This window comes from Cytobacillus gottheilii, from assembly GCF_018582665.1.
Lineage (GTDB): Bacteria > Bacillota > Bacilli > Bacillales > Cytobacillaceae > Cytobacillus > Cytobacillus gottheilii.
Genome location: NZ_CP071709.1, coordinates 1,562,327 through 1,575,796 on the forward strand (window position 1 = coordinate 1,562,327; position 13,470 = coordinate 1,575,796).

Here is a 13,470-nt window from a genome sequence, read left to right on the forward strand (position 1 = left end):
TGGCTGTTTTTTTCTTTAGATAGCTGTGAATGCCAATAATAGGATGAACATTTTTTGTCATAATTTATATTCTTATCCGAAACAATATAGATATGATACTTACTTAGGAAAGGGATCGCTTATGAAAAAAATTATCTTTTTTTGTTTCTTCATCGTCATCATGAGCGGGTGCAGCCATCATGATTCAAAAAATTCACCAATGTCTTTAATAAGAGAAATTCATCCTACTCCAGCTATCATTGGCAGCAAAGAGAGCGATGACATCGACATGCTTAACAAGGTGAAAAAAGATGTTGAAGATATGGAGGAATTATTTGATGTCGCCGTTATTAAGGGTGAAAAGGAAATTCTAGTTGCTTATAAAGTTAAGCATCTGCAGCGATTTCATATGGTCAAGATAGAAGAGAAATTAAATAAGATGCTTGAAGAGGATTACCCGGATGAAGATTTTATCGTCTCAAGTGATTTCAAGATTTTTCTTGAAGCTGTCGAGCTGCATGACAAGATGGAGGAAGACAAGGACTACAGTGAAGAAAAGGCACAAAAGAAGTTTGACAAGATTATTAAGCTGAAAAAAGAAATGACTTAATAAAAGGGAGCTGATTTCATGGGAAAGAAGGCGCAAAAGACACCAGAGCAAAAAAGCTATCAGCAGCTGGAGCAGCAGCATGAAACAAAGCGGCCCGTTTTAAAAAACTGTCTGCGGGCATTCTGGGTAGGTGGCTTATTTTGCATTGTTGGACAAGCGATCTCTTTATTCTATATATACTTTTTTAATTTTACAGAACAAACTTCTGGCAATCCGACAGTTGCCACAATGGTTTTTATCGCCATGCTTCTGACAGGGTTTGGGGTCTATGACCGAATCGGTCAATATGCGGGAGCAGGGAGTGCAGTGCCTGTAACTGGGTTTGGCAATGCGGTCATTTCTGCTTCAATAGAACACCGTACAGAAGGATTTGTACTTGGAGTAGGCGGCAATATGTTTAAATTGGCGGGCTCGGTATTATTATTTGGAGTATTTTCAGCATTTGTCATTGCTTTAATTAAGACTATTTTAATTCGATGGGGTGTGATCTGATGCTGAAGGGTAAACAATCCTGGGTTTTTGAGAATCGCCCTGTTATTGCTGCAACTGGGGTTTCAGGCGGTCCGTTTGAAGCCAATGGCAAGTTAGCAGACGATTTTGATATTCTCCATGATGATCTCTGGATGGGTCAGGATTCATATGAAAAAGCTCATCGGATCCTGCTTGAGGAAGCAAGTCAAACTGCTATCCAAAAAGTAAATCTGCAGACAAGTGATATTCAATTTATGATTGCAGGGGATTTAATTAATCAAATTACACCGACAAGCTTGGGGGCAAGGACATTAAGCATTCCCTATATGGGCATCTTTGGAGCCTGTTCAACATCAATGGAAGGATTAGCACTTTCGTCCTTTATTATTAATTATAATGGTGCAAATCATATCCTGACAGGAGCTTCCAGTCATAATGCAGCAGTTGAAAAGCAATTCCGTTATCCTACGGAGTATGGCGGTCAAAAACCTCCAACTGCTCAATGGACAATAACTGGAGCTGGAGTTGGGATTCTGAAAGCAAATCAAGGTGAAACTGGTGTGCCAGTCACGACATCTGCCACAATTGGAAAGGTCGTTGATCTTGGGCTGACAGATCCTTTTAATATGGGTGGTGCTATGGCTCCTGCTGCAGCTGATACTATTTCCGCTCATTTTGAAGACTTACAGATTGATCCATCCTATTACGACCTTATTGTTACAGGAGATCTAGGAAAAATAGGGCAAGAAACAACATATGACCTTCTTTCTAAAAAAGGAATTACGCTCGACCGGGAAAAGTTTCAGGATTGCGGACTGCTGATCTATAAAGAGGGTCAGCCAGTTCAATCAGGAGGAAGCGGTGCAGGCTGTTCTGCGACCGTGCTCTACGGTTATCTTCTGAATGAAATGAAAAAAGGCACGTATAAAAAAATATTAGTTGTTGCAACGGGTGCTTTACTGTCACCCCTGACGTTTCAGCAGAATGAAAGTATTCCATGTATTGCACATGCAGTATCAATCGAGATGAATTAGAAAGGAGATGTGAGTATGCTGCCAATGTTTTTTTGGGCTTTTGTAGTTGGAGGGCTCATTTGTGTCGCTGGTCAAATTTGCTTTGATATATTTAAGCTGACACCTGGCCATACATTAAGTCTATTTGTTGTAATTGGAGCAGTACTTGACGGCCTGGGATTATACGAACCACTGGCAGACTTTGCTGGAGCTGGTGCAACGATTCCGATTACAAGCTTTGGGAATTCCCTTGTTCATGGTGCTATGCAGGAAGCAGAGCAGCATGGATTAGTTGGTGTCTTAACGGGCATGTTTGAGGTTACAAGCTCTGGTATTTCAGCTGCGATTGTTTTTGGATTTATCGGTGCGTTGCTCTTTAAGCCAAAAGGGTAACTGGCCTAATTTCCAAGCCGGACTAAAAAAACTTCCTAATTAATTAGTAGCTTGCCTATACACTTCATAGTTGTTTTACATACGTTGTAGAGAACAAACAATGTGAGGTGATATTGATGGGTTACGGATTTTGCGGTGGCGGCTATGGCTACGGCGGAGGATACGGTGGCGGCAGCTACGGCGGCGGCTACGGCAGCACTTTTGTACTAATCGTTGTGTTGTTTATCCTTCTAATTATTGTTGGTGCTAGCTTCTAATGGAATAAAAAAGGTAAGGCAAATGCTGTTACAGGCATTTGCCTTATAATTTTTACAGCGTCATACACCTTTTTGCTCTTTCTTCATACTATATAAAGTAGTTTAAGAAGGAGCGTGAATATTAAGAATGGATAATCAGTTCTTTAAAAATATTGAAAAGAAAACTGGCGTCAATATGAAGGATGTTCTTGACCTTGCGGGTTCATTGCAAAATGCAAATTTCAAAGACGAAAATACAGTAAGAAGTGTAATTAGAAGAGTTTCTCAAATCGCAAATAAGCCTGTATCTAAAGAAACAGAAGACAAAATTGTAAAATCAATTGTGGCAGACGGCAAGCAGCTTGATTTTAATACAATCAGCAAAATGATGAATAAAAAATAATCAAAAAAATCCATAGCAAAACAGCTAGGGCCTGTTGGATTGGCATCCTAGCTGTTTTTTTTAACGCAGTTTTTGCATACTTTGTGGTTATTACTTATATATACAAAATCCCTACTTTAGGTACTAGCATTTTTGGCTGGGTGGGTGTGCTGAAACTAAGTGTTGTTTCAATCAACAAGCATAGTACTAAATTGACAGTGGAGATTTTTACTAAAACATAAGAGTTAAAAATAAGCGGAAGAATTCCGCTTAAAACGTTAAATCACTTAAAATGTGGTTATATAGACGGAGAAATTCCGCCTAACTAACCGAAAAATGTGTAAATAGGTGATTTTATTCTACATAACAGTAAAATCTCCCCTTATTTCGCATGAAAATAGCTCAATTCTTGAAATAAAGGTAATATCTCCGTTTATTTCATTGGTTTCTTCATAAAAAAGTGCACGGTGATTAACAAGATCAACAATCATTCAGAAAAGAGGCTTTTTTATTAACACCTTCTTAGCGGGACTTCTTAAGTAATGAAGTCAAGAACCGTGAAGTATTCGCTCTTTTTCCTCGCCGATTTTGCGGAACCGATATAGCTAAGCTGCTTTGTGCCCTTGTCATGGCGACATACAAGAGACGCCGTTCTTCTTCGAGCGGCAGGGAATCTCCGTTTCGATACGCTTCTAATGCATGATCATGAGGCAAAGAGCCATCGACAGCTCCTAAAATATAGACAGCTTTATATTCTAAGCCTTTGGAACGGTGAATAGTGCTGAGTGTAATTGCGTTTTCGAGCGTGCGATTTTGCTTTTTAATTTCTTTATTCATTGCCCGTATATGGTCGGCGTGCTCCAAGAAGTCTGATATATGCTTGAAGCGTTTCGCTGCTACTTTTAAATCCTTTAACTCATCAGACCCTTTTTCAAGCTTATTGCCTTCATTGCCCCGTTTTTTAATAAAATCACTATATCCTAATTCTTTTTCTACTATTTCAATAGCTCGCAATGGTGAGAGCCCTTTTAAGGATCGTATCACGGGCACTACCTTTTTTAGCTTTGCTTCCTGAAAGGAATAGCCTGTTTTCACATGAGCAAAACATTCAAGCAAAGTCATATCATTTAATATGCTATTAGCTTTCATATCCTGAAGGATCTGGTTTTTCATAAATAATGCTGGCAATATCAGTTTTACTGCTTCCTGATCTTCTTCATCAATGGATAATTTTAAAAAACCAAGCATGCTTTTAATGATAAATTTATCGTAAAAGGATTCTGCATCCTGATCAATTTTAAACGGAAAGCTCGAATATGCCAGCTTTTCAAAGATCGCCCTGCTGCCGGCATGTGTCCGGTACAGGATGGCAATATCCTCTGGCTTAAAAGCTCCTTCTAGCTTCTCACCTATGTCAGTAAAAATCATGGCTGCTTCTTCTTCCTCATCATAAGGAAAAAACGCAATAGGAGAGACTAGACTTTTATACTGGGCATTCATCTTTTTGAGCCGGCGTTCTTTATTTAGCTTAATGACTTCATTTGCAGCACTGACTACCTCATGACTGGATCGGTAATTTTGACTTAATGAGATGACATTTGCCTGTGGATAGTCTTTTTCAAAGTGAAGCAGAAAATGCGGACTGCTGCCTCTAAACGCATAAATGGACTGATCATCATCTCCAACTGCAAATACATTTTTATGTTTGGCGGATAGGATTTTAATGAGTTCATATTGAACTGTATTAATGTCTTGGAATTCGTCAATGAGTATATGATGAAATCGTTCTTGGTATCTCTGTGCTAAATCAGGATTTTCGGTAAAAAGCCGGTAACAGCCTGTCAGCATATCATCAAAATCAAACAACTGTTTTTCTGCCTTGTATTGCTCATATTTTCTAAAAAGGTCCTTCACTGTTTTTTCCCAATCGTTTTCTGCAGAAGCGGATTGAGGTGTCTGCAAAGAATTTTTCCAGTAGCTTATTTGCTGGAGAGCTAAATCATAGGAAAAATCCTTTTCATCCAGATTCATTTCCCGGCCAGCCATTTTCAAGATTTGTTCTTTTTGCCATTCCTTTGCAAGCAGGGAATCACCTGACCAAATGTCACGTTCATGAAAGCTTAAAATCCGGAAAAAAATACTGTGAAAGGTGCCGGTAACCATCTGCCCAATTGAACTTTTGTTCATACTTGGAAATGTCAGCAGTCTTGCTTTCATTTCAGCAGCTGCTTTACTTGTAAAGGTGACAAGCATCAGTTGATTTGGGCTAACCTGCTTTTCCTGTATTAAGTAGGCAGCTCTTGCGGTTAATACCCTTGTTTTACCGCTTCCAGCACCAGCCAAAACGAGGAGGGGACCTTCATCAAAGCAAACAGCTTCCGCTTGCTTTGGATCAAGAGCAGTTCCGGTTTTCGACAGCTGTTCAAGAAAGGCATTGGAGTGGATTGCAGACTTTGGCTGCTGAAGCATTTCTGTTCCTGTTTTTATTTCATAGGCTTCTTTAAATCCTGTCACAGCAGAAGGCTCAGCTGTAATGGAGCGTGACTGAGGAAGCGTAAATCCATTTATTTCCACTGAGGCAGCAGACTCGTCTATAGATGACGCTGCTTGGAGCTGATCTTCGCATTCTTTAGCTGTATTACTGTAATGATAAAAATGAGGCTGTTTATAAATACCTAAATATAATCTGACCTTTTCTCCGCATACTGGACATGTCAATTGACCTTGCTTAGCTTGGTTAGAGATTGACACGAGCTCTTCGCGGGCAACTTGATCAATTTGTATAATTCTTTCATTAAATAGCGCAGTTTTCATTTATGACCCAACTTTTCTTTCATTCTATGAATAATTGATTCATAAAATATACTATAGGAATTATGGGTAAGATGCAAAGGGGCTTTTTATAGTTTATATTTCCGCTGACAAGGGTACTGATATAAAAAGGCAAAGGAGCAGGTGTCATGGGATATATCTTACCAATTAATCATACGCAATATCAGCAATATGCTGAACGGGATTTAAAAGTGAAACCTGATCCATTCCGTTTTCAGCGAGTGGAAAAGGTTCATAACCATTTAGAAACCTTTGAAGAAAATGAAAATTTAGGCAGGCAGGAAGTATTTTCAACTTCAAAAAATGAGAAAAGTAAAAATCCTGTTCCGCACGAAAAAGCGGAAAGACTATATAGTGAGTTAACAGGCAAAGGCAGATTCTTTAATGAAGTAGTATAGGAGAAGACTAGTACAATTGTACATATAGTCCTTCTCCTTTTCTCCATTCTGCAATTAGAACATCTTTAACAGATGCTGCACCAGCATTTTTAATCTCCATTTTCAGCTTCTCTAAATCCCATTTTACTTCCTCTAAATTATCGAAAATGACTTCTCCATCTAAGATGAAAGTGATTGGTATTTCAACAGAAGGCAATGTCATCTTAAAATCGCTTATCGTTGGAACGGCTAATGCCGGCTTTTTCAAAACACTCACAGTACCATCTGTCTCTAAAATGGCATATTCGCATTCTCTGATTGAAAAAATATCTTTTGTGCGCAGCAAGTGCTGTAGCTGATTTAAATCTAGATGGTTTTTCTTCAACACGTCAAATTCTATCTTTCCCTTTTTTATAACAATAGAAGGTTCACCTTCAAGCATTTTGCGAGTGCTTTTATGTTTCTGTGTTATATATTCTGTCGTTAAAATGAGGATCGTCCATATGCCTACGGAATAAAGCATTTGCCATATACTTGTATTTTCATCATATAGCGCATTCCCGACAAGTTCCCCTAAAACAATCCCCGAGATAAAATCAAAGGGGGTTATTTGTGTTATTTGGGTTTTTCCGAGTATTTTTGCCATAATAAATAATGCGATAAATCCAACTAAGAGGACAAACAATATATGTACATATTCCATTGGTGATAACCGCCTTTTTCAGATTACAATTATTATGTGAATTGGTTAGATTTTTTATGAGAGATATAAGAGAAGTGTCATCACGGCAAATTAGAAGGTGGCAGGGGATGAGCAAAAAAAAATGCGAACAACGATTAACGTTGTCCGCTTTTTATTATTTATCCCCAGATTTCTTTAGAAATATCAACAATATATTTGAGTTTTGCCCATTGTTCGTCTTCAGTTAAAATATTGCCGTGATGTGTTGAAGCAAATCCGCATTGCGGGCTAATGCACAACTGCTCCAGCGGCACATAGTTTGTTGCTTCTTCAACACGAGCTTTAATATTTTCTTTATCTTCTAAGGTTCCATGTTTTGAAGTGAAAACACCTAAAACCACTTTTGGCCCATCATTCGGAATATAGTCTAATGGAGCAAAGTCGCCAGAACGATCATCATCATACTCTAAGAAAAATCCGTTGACTTTTTCTTTAGCAAAAAGGGTTGGTGCAATTTTAGCATAACTGCCTTCAAATGCCCATTTCGAACGATAGTTTCCGCGGCAAAGATGAGTGGTTACAACAAGATCTTCCGGCTTATCCTCTAATACGCCGTTTATAACACGCAATGCTAGGCTGATTAATTCTTCACGGGAATAACCACTATCATTGAATGGAATATTCTCAGCATTTAGACCAGCAATATAGACATCATCAAGCTGCAGATAGCGGCAGCCTGCATCATAGAAGGCTTTAATGGCATCACGGTAGGCAACGATGATGTCATTTGCATATTCTTCAACGTCAGGATAGATCTCAAGGTTGCGAATACCAGCGTTAAATAACTGGTTGGGGCTAGGAATTGTTTGCTTTGCAACAGCGCGATCCCCAACAATTTCTTTAAATTCAACAAAGTCTTTAATGTGAGGGTGATTCTCGTTAAAGGAGATTTTTCCAATGACACGAACATCATATCTTTCCGTTTCTTCTCCTTTAAATGCAAATCCGCTATCTGGAACATAGCCTTCGACACCATTTAAATGCTCGAGAAAGTCAGTATGCCAAAATCGGCGGCGAAATTCTCCATCAGTAACAGCCTGCAGCCCTACTTCAATTTGTTTATCTACGACTTTTTTAATTTCTTCTGTTTCGATTGCATGCAATTCCTGTGCTGAAATGCTGCCATTTTGATAATCCTTTCTTGCAATATGGATTCTTTCCGGGCGCAATAAACTTCCTACATGATCTGCTCTGAATGGAGCTTGGACGCGTGTTTTCAACATATGTGATCTCCCTCTTTCTTTCAATATTTTGGTATTGAAGTAAGTATAGCAGTTGAAATTATTATAAAGTAACACAATAAATCTATTCCTTGTTATAGCCTTAAACTATAACGGCATTAGTTCTTCTTGAATTGTTTCTTTTAAATACTGAATATAAATATTGGCTAAAGTACTGTTGGTCACATCTTTACGGGTAATATAGCCAACATTGATGACTTCATCTACTAGTAATGGAACTGCTACAATGTCTTTGCTATTTAATTTATGGCTGATGACTCCAGTTGAAATCGTATAGCCGTTTAGACCGATCAGGAGATTAAATAAGGTGGCCCGGTCTGTTACTCGAATATTTTTTGGTCTTGAAAGGGTACTCAGAATTTCTTCGGAAAAATAGAATGAGTTAAAATCGCCCTGTTCATAAGAGAGATATGGATAGGGAGGCAAATCAGCCAAGGTCACATACTCTTTCTGCGCAAGCGGATTTTTTGAACTGATGAAGATATGCGGCTTTGCTTCAAACAGTTCATGAAAAACCAAATTACCTTCTCTTAAAAACTTCTGAATGACTTTTTTATTAAAATCATTTAAATATAAAATACCAATTTCACTTTGCAGATTTTTGACATCATCAATAATTTCATATGTTTTCGTTTCACGGAAGCTAAACTCATATTCTTCCCGTTCATAATCTGTCAGCAGTCGAACAAAAGCACTGACAGCGAAAGCATAATGCTGAGCGGACACTGAGAAATGCTGCTGAGGAGAGCGGGTATTCGTATATCGATTTTCAAGGAGTTCTGTCTGTTCAACAACCTGCCTTGCATATCCTAAAAATTCGGATCCTTCAGGGGTTGGCAAAATGCCCTTATTTGATCTGTGAAAAATGGTAATGCCTAATTCTTCTTCAAGCTCTTTTAATGCATTTGAAAGACTAGGCTGGCTAATAAAGAGTCGCTGTGCAGCCTTGTTGATCGAACGGCTTCTTGCTACTTCTATTACATATTTAAGCTGCTGTAGTGTCATGTTCTTTTCCTTTCTGAGAAAATAGACAATTTCAATAATTCTAGCATTCTTTAATTGAATTGGAAATAGAAAAGAGCATGGACACCTGGTGCACATGCTCTATGATTTATATAACTAGTTTGTTTTCATATGAATATACCTGGATACGAGTGCTGTTAACACGGCATATGTTGTTGTTTTTACGGTGGAAAGGACCTTATTATCTCGTTGAGGGTCGATGCATACAAAATCCATTCCTCGTATGATTGGATATTTGCCCAGTTCAAAAAGAAGGTCAAAAAGTTCATCTGTACGCATTCCGCCTGGTGTTGAAGCGGGCACGCCTGGTGCATAAGAAATGTCTAAAACATCCATATCTACTGTAAGGTAAACGATATCCACTTTTTTCTGCAGCTGTTCCATAACATCCTGTAAAAGTGCTGAAATTCCCTGTTTGCGCAGCTGTTTAAGCGAGATCATATTAACTTTATGTTTCTGTGCTGCTTCTATTAAAGAGGGAGCATTGTAAAAACCGTGAAGACCGATATTATAAATATTTTCACCTTTTACGATATTGTCTTCAACAAGCTGCCGAATAGGCGTTCCATTTGTTGGTCCCTGGCTTAAATCCCTTAAATCCAGATGCGTATCTAGCTGAACAATGCCAATGGATTTATCAGGATTCTCAAGGTTCAATGAACGCACAATCGGTGCCGTGATAGAATGATCACCACCAATTGATGTATAAAAAGAATTTGGGAAATGGTGCTGAATACTTTGCATTGCAGCTTCTATGTTTTTGTGGCACTGTAAAATATCTGTATAGTGCATTCTGACATCCCCGAGGTCGGCAACCTTAAGCCCGCGAAAATCAACTTGCTCTTCAAAATAATAGGTAGTAAAAAGCTCCCAAGCACTTCGGAAGGCATTAGGAAATTCAGAAGCTGCAGAAGCGCTGATCGAGGAGCGGGAGAGGGGGACACCAAGTATTACGGCATCCCAGTCTTGCCGGTCTTCCTCCCAGGCTGGTATGATCCAATCCTTAACTTTCAAGTCTTTGCCTTGCTCTCGCACCCAAACGGTTGAAGACTTTTGAATGTATTCATATAAATTTGTCATTGCAGCACAGCATCCTTTACAACAATTTCACCATTTTTCAAAACCATATGTGTATGATTCATGCCGTAATGGTATTGCAGCTGCTTGTAGTTGGCAACATTTAAGATTAAAATATCTGCTTTTTTTCCAGTCTCCAGAGAACCGATGAGATGCCCTCTATTAATGGCATAAGCAGCATTGATCGTCGAAGCTGTCAGTACTTCTTCCAGTGTTAAACCCATGTTCATACAAGCCAGATTCATAATAAATGGCAAACTGATGGTAGGGGAGGAGCCAGGATTAAAGTCAGTCGAAATGGCAATTGGAACACCACAATCAATCATCAGCCGGCCGCGTGCGAAAGGAGCACGAAGGAAAAAAGCGGTACCAGGAAGCAAAACGCCAATTGTGCCGGCTTCGGCCATTCTTCTGATGCCTTCATCCGATGCAACGAGCAAATGCTCAGCCGAAATGGCACCAATTTCTGCTGCAAGCTCAGAACCTTCATAAGGCTCAATTTCATCAGCATGGATCTTCGGTGTTAATCCATATTGCTTTCCAGCCTCTAAAATTTTGCGCGATTGTTCTGGCGTAAACACTCCTTTTTCACAGAAAACATCATTGAATTCGGCCAGTTTTTCTTCTGCAACTTTAGGTAGCATTTCATGAATAATAATATCTACGAACTCATCTTCACGGCCTTTAAATTCTCTTGGAACAGCATGGGCACCCATAAACGTGCTGATCACGTCAACAGCATGGGTATCCTGAAGTTTTTTTGCGACTTCAAGCTGTTTTTTTTCATGTTCCCAATCCAAGCCATAGCCGCTTTTTGCTTCAACGGTAGTTACACCATACTTTAGGAATTCGTTTAGATGACGATAGGCTTTATCGTATAATTCTTCAAAACCAGCATTACGGGTGCTTTTTGCTGTTGAATGAATACCGCCGCCAGCATTCATAATTTCCATATAAGATGCACCATTTAACCTCATGTTAAATTCATTTTCACGGGTGCCGCCATGCACTAAATGGGTGTGACAGTCAACAAGGCCCGGCATAACTACCTTGCCTGCTGCATCAATTACTTCTGCCTGTTCTAAAAGGTGTGAATAGTCTTGTTGTAACTCTTCTAATGTACCAACTGCTGCAATTTGATCTTGATCAATTAGAACACAGCCGTTTGCGAGAATAGCCAGTTCGCTCATACCTTCCTTTGTACGGGGACGCTTATCAGATCCTTTTAAAGTAATAATCTCGTTTGCATTTATAATGAGTTTAGCCATTGTGATCATCCTTTTTGTTCAGCATTGGTATTTGAATATTTTTCTCTTTGGCCGTTTGAATAGCAAGATCATAACCTGCATCAGCGTGGCGAATAACGCCCATACCCGGATCAGATACAAGAACACGGTTGATTTTATCGGAAGCTAATTGGGTTCCATCCGCAACTAAAACCTGACCTGCATGCTGCGAATAACCCATGCCAACTCCGCCGCCATGGTGTACACTGACCCAGCTTGCTCCGCCAGCCGTATTAATAAGAGCATTAAGAATGGGCCAGTCAGAGACAGCATCTGATCCATCATTCATTCCTTCTGTTTCCCGGTTAGGAGATGCAACAGAACCTGAATCCAAGTGATCGCGTCCAAATACAATTGGTGCACTGAGTTCGCCATTTGCCACCATTTCATTTACCTTTAAGGCAAAGCGGTGGCGATCGCCATAACCGAGCCAGCAAATCCGGGCAGGAAGGCCTTGCCATTTCACCATTTTTTGTGCCATATCGATCCAGTTTGTTAAGCCTTCATCATCGGCAAACATTTCTTTGGCTAATGCATCTGTTTTATAAATGTCCTCTGGATCACCAGACAATGCAGCCCAGCGAAAAGGTCCTTTTCCTTCACAAAATAACGGCCGAATATAAGCAGGGACAAACCCCGGAAAATCAAAAGCATCCTCGACACCCATCTCTTTGGCATAGGCTCGTATATTATTTCCATAGTCAAAGACTTCGGCACCTGCCTCTTGAAACTCAAGCATCGCTTGAACATGCTCAGCCATTGCTTGTTTTGCTTTCAGTTCATAAACTTTTGGAGCCTTTTGGCGCAGATCGAATGCTTCTTCTATGCTCATTCCGTTAGGGACATATCCATTGAGCGGGTCATGTGCCGAGGTTTGGTCTGTCACAATATCGGGAATGACCTTGCGGTTGAGCAATTCTCTATGCACATCTACACAGTTTCCAACTAACCCGATGGAAGCAGGTTGTTGCCTTTCACAATGTTCTTTTACTAATTTAAGAGCCTCGTCCACAGACTCTGCTAAGTAATCACAATATCCTTCTGCTATTTTTCGATCAATCCGTTTGCGGTCGACTTCGACTACTAAAATAACAGCACCAGCCATTTTTCCTGCCAGGGGCTGTGCTCCGCTCATGCCGCCCATACCGCCAGTTAAAATAAATTTTCCTCTTAAGTCAGATGTTCCAAACACCTTTTTTCCAGCTTCCACAAAGCTTAAATAAGTGCCTTGTAAAATCCCTTGTGCTCCAATATAGATCCAGCTTCCGGCAGTCATTTGGCCATACATCATCAAATTTCGCTCTTCTAACTGATAAAAATGCTCCCAATTGGCCCATCCTGGAACTAAATTTGAGTTTGCGATTAATACACGAGGGGCATTTTCATGTGTTCGGAAAATACCAACAGGCTTCCCTGATTGTACAAGCAGCGTTTCATCATTTTCTAATACCTTTAAAGATGCAATAATCTGGTCATAGCAATCCCAGTTGCGGGCTGCTTTTCCGATTCCTCCATATACCACAAGTTCATCTGGATTCTCAGCTACTTCAGGGTCCAGATTGTTCATAAGCATCCGAATAGCAGCTTCTTGTTCCCAGCCCTTACAGGTTAATTGATTTCCTCTTGGAGCTTGTATGTTTTTATTAGTGATCATGTCATCATCTCTCCTTTGAATTTATAGATATTGCGTGAAAAAATCCTTATTAAGTAAGTGTTCTTATTATTTATTTTAATGATGATAATTTTATGAAAATATAGAATTTAATAAAAACAATTGGTAGTTGTTCCGGTTTTTTATTAAAATGAAC

The 13,470-nt window shown here is 39.5% G+C and carries 14 protein-coding genes; 7 read left to right on the forward strand and 7 right to left on the reverse strand.

Going from position 1 to position 13,470, the window contains the following annotated elements:
- Positions 1-121: 121 nt before the first annotated feature.
- The 6 genes from J1899_RS07660 (at position 122) to spoVIF (ending at position 3,105) form a co-directional block, all read left to right on the forward strand.
- The gene (locus J1899_RS07660) at positions 122-589 is read left to right on the forward strand and encodes a sporulation protein (protein ID WP_214478283.1); all 468 of its coding nucleotides are present in this window, start codon (positions 122-124) and stop codon (positions 587-589) included.
- An 18-nt stretch (positions 590-607) separates the two neighbouring features.
- Positions 608-1,081 carry a stage V sporulation protein AC gene (gene spoVAC, locus J1899_RS07665; RefSeq protein ID WP_066447454.1) on the forward strand — a complete coding sequence of 158 codons (474 nt, stop codon included), beginning with the start codon at positions 608-610 and terminating at the stop codon, positions 1,079-1,081.
- On the forward strand, positions 1,081-2,094 hold the full coding sequence (gene spoVAD / locus J1899_RS07670) for a stage V sporulation protein AD (protein WP_214478284.1): 1,014 nt from the start codon (positions 1,081-1,083) through the stop codon (positions 2,092-2,094). Before spoVAC ends, spoVAD begins: the two co-directional genes overlap by 1 nt.
- 15 nt (positions 2,095-2,109) lie before the next feature.
- Complete coding sequence (gene spoVAE, locus J1899_RS07675; protein WP_066447449.1) at positions 2,110-2,466, forward strand: stage V sporulation protein AE; 357 nt, start codon at positions 2,110-2,112, stop codon at positions 2,464-2,466.
- 110 nt (positions 2,467-2,576) lie between these two features.
- Positions 2,577-2,723, forward strand: a complete 147-nt coding sequence (locus J1899_RS07680; RefSeq protein WP_281420733.1) for a YjcZ family sporulation protein — start codon at positions 2,577-2,579, stop codon at positions 2,721-2,723.
- A 127-nt stretch (positions 2,724-2,850) separates the two neighbouring features.
- On the forward strand, positions 2,851-3,105 hold the full coding sequence (spoVIF, locus tag J1899_RS07685) for a sporulation-specific transcription regulator SpoVIF (protein ID WP_066447447.1): 255 nt from the start codon (positions 2,851-2,853) through the stop codon (positions 3,103-3,105).
- A 501-nt stretch (positions 3,106-3,606) separates the two neighbouring features.
- Here spoVIF and J1899_RS07690 read toward each other — a convergent pair.
- A complete protein-coding gene (locus J1899_RS07690) occupies positions 3,607-5,898 on the reverse strand; it encodes a UvrD-helicase domain-containing protein (RefSeq protein WP_214478286.1) in 2,292 nt (763 codons plus the stop codon).
- Between the two features lie 146 nt (positions 5,899-6,044).
- Here J1899_RS07690 and J1899_RS07695 point away from each other — a divergent pair, with 146 nt between their 5' ends.
- Positions 6,045-6,314, forward strand: a complete 270-nt coding sequence (locus tag J1899_RS07695; RefSeq protein ID WP_214478287.1) for a hypothetical protein — start codon at positions 6,045-6,047, stop codon at positions 6,312-6,314.
- 7 nt (positions 6,315-6,321) lie between these two features.
- On the opposite strand, the gene J1899_RS07700 is transcribed toward J1899_RS07695, so the two are convergent.
- From J1899_RS07700 to hutU, 6 genes are all read right to left on the reverse strand, one after another.
- Positions 6,322-6,996, reverse strand: coding sequence for a DUF421 domain-containing protein (locus J1899_RS07700; protein ID WP_214478288.1), 675 nt, complete (start codon positions 6,994-6,996; stop codon positions 6,322-6,324).
- Between the two features lie 158 nt (positions 6,997-7,154).
- Positions 7,155-8,258: a 5-methyltetrahydropteroyltriglutamate--homocysteine S-methyltransferase gene (locus J1899_RS07705; protein ID WP_214478289.1), complete on the reverse strand. Its 1,104-nt coding sequence runs from the start codon at positions 8,256-8,258 to the stop codon at positions 7,155-7,157.
- A 105-nt stretch (positions 8,259-8,363) separates the two neighbouring features.
- On the reverse strand, positions 8,364-9,281 hold the full coding sequence (locus tag J1899_RS07710; protein ID WP_066447434.1) for a LysR family transcriptional regulator: 918 nt from the start codon (positions 9,279-9,281) through the stop codon (positions 8,364-8,366).
- A 114-nt stretch (positions 9,282-9,395) separates the two neighbouring features.
- The gene (locus J1899_RS07715; RefSeq protein WP_214478290.1) at positions 9,396-10,379 is read right to left on the reverse strand and encodes an agmatinase family protein; all 984 of its coding nucleotides are present in this window, start codon (positions 10,377-10,379) and stop codon (positions 9,396-9,398) included.
- Entirely contained in the window at positions 10,376-11,644 is a 1,269-nt protein-coding gene (gene hutI / locus J1899_RS07720; RefSeq protein WP_214478291.1) for an imidazolonepropionase, read from the reverse strand. Before hutI ends, J1899_RS07715 begins: the two co-directional genes overlap by 4 nt.
- On the reverse strand, positions 11,637-13,316 hold the full coding sequence (gene hutU, locus J1899_RS07725; protein ID WP_214478292.1) for a urocanate hydratase: 1,680 nt from the start codon (positions 13,314-13,316) through the stop codon (positions 11,637-11,639). Before hutU ends, hutI begins: the two co-directional genes overlap by 8 nt.
- Between the last annotated feature and the right edge of the window lie 154 nt (positions 13,317-13,470).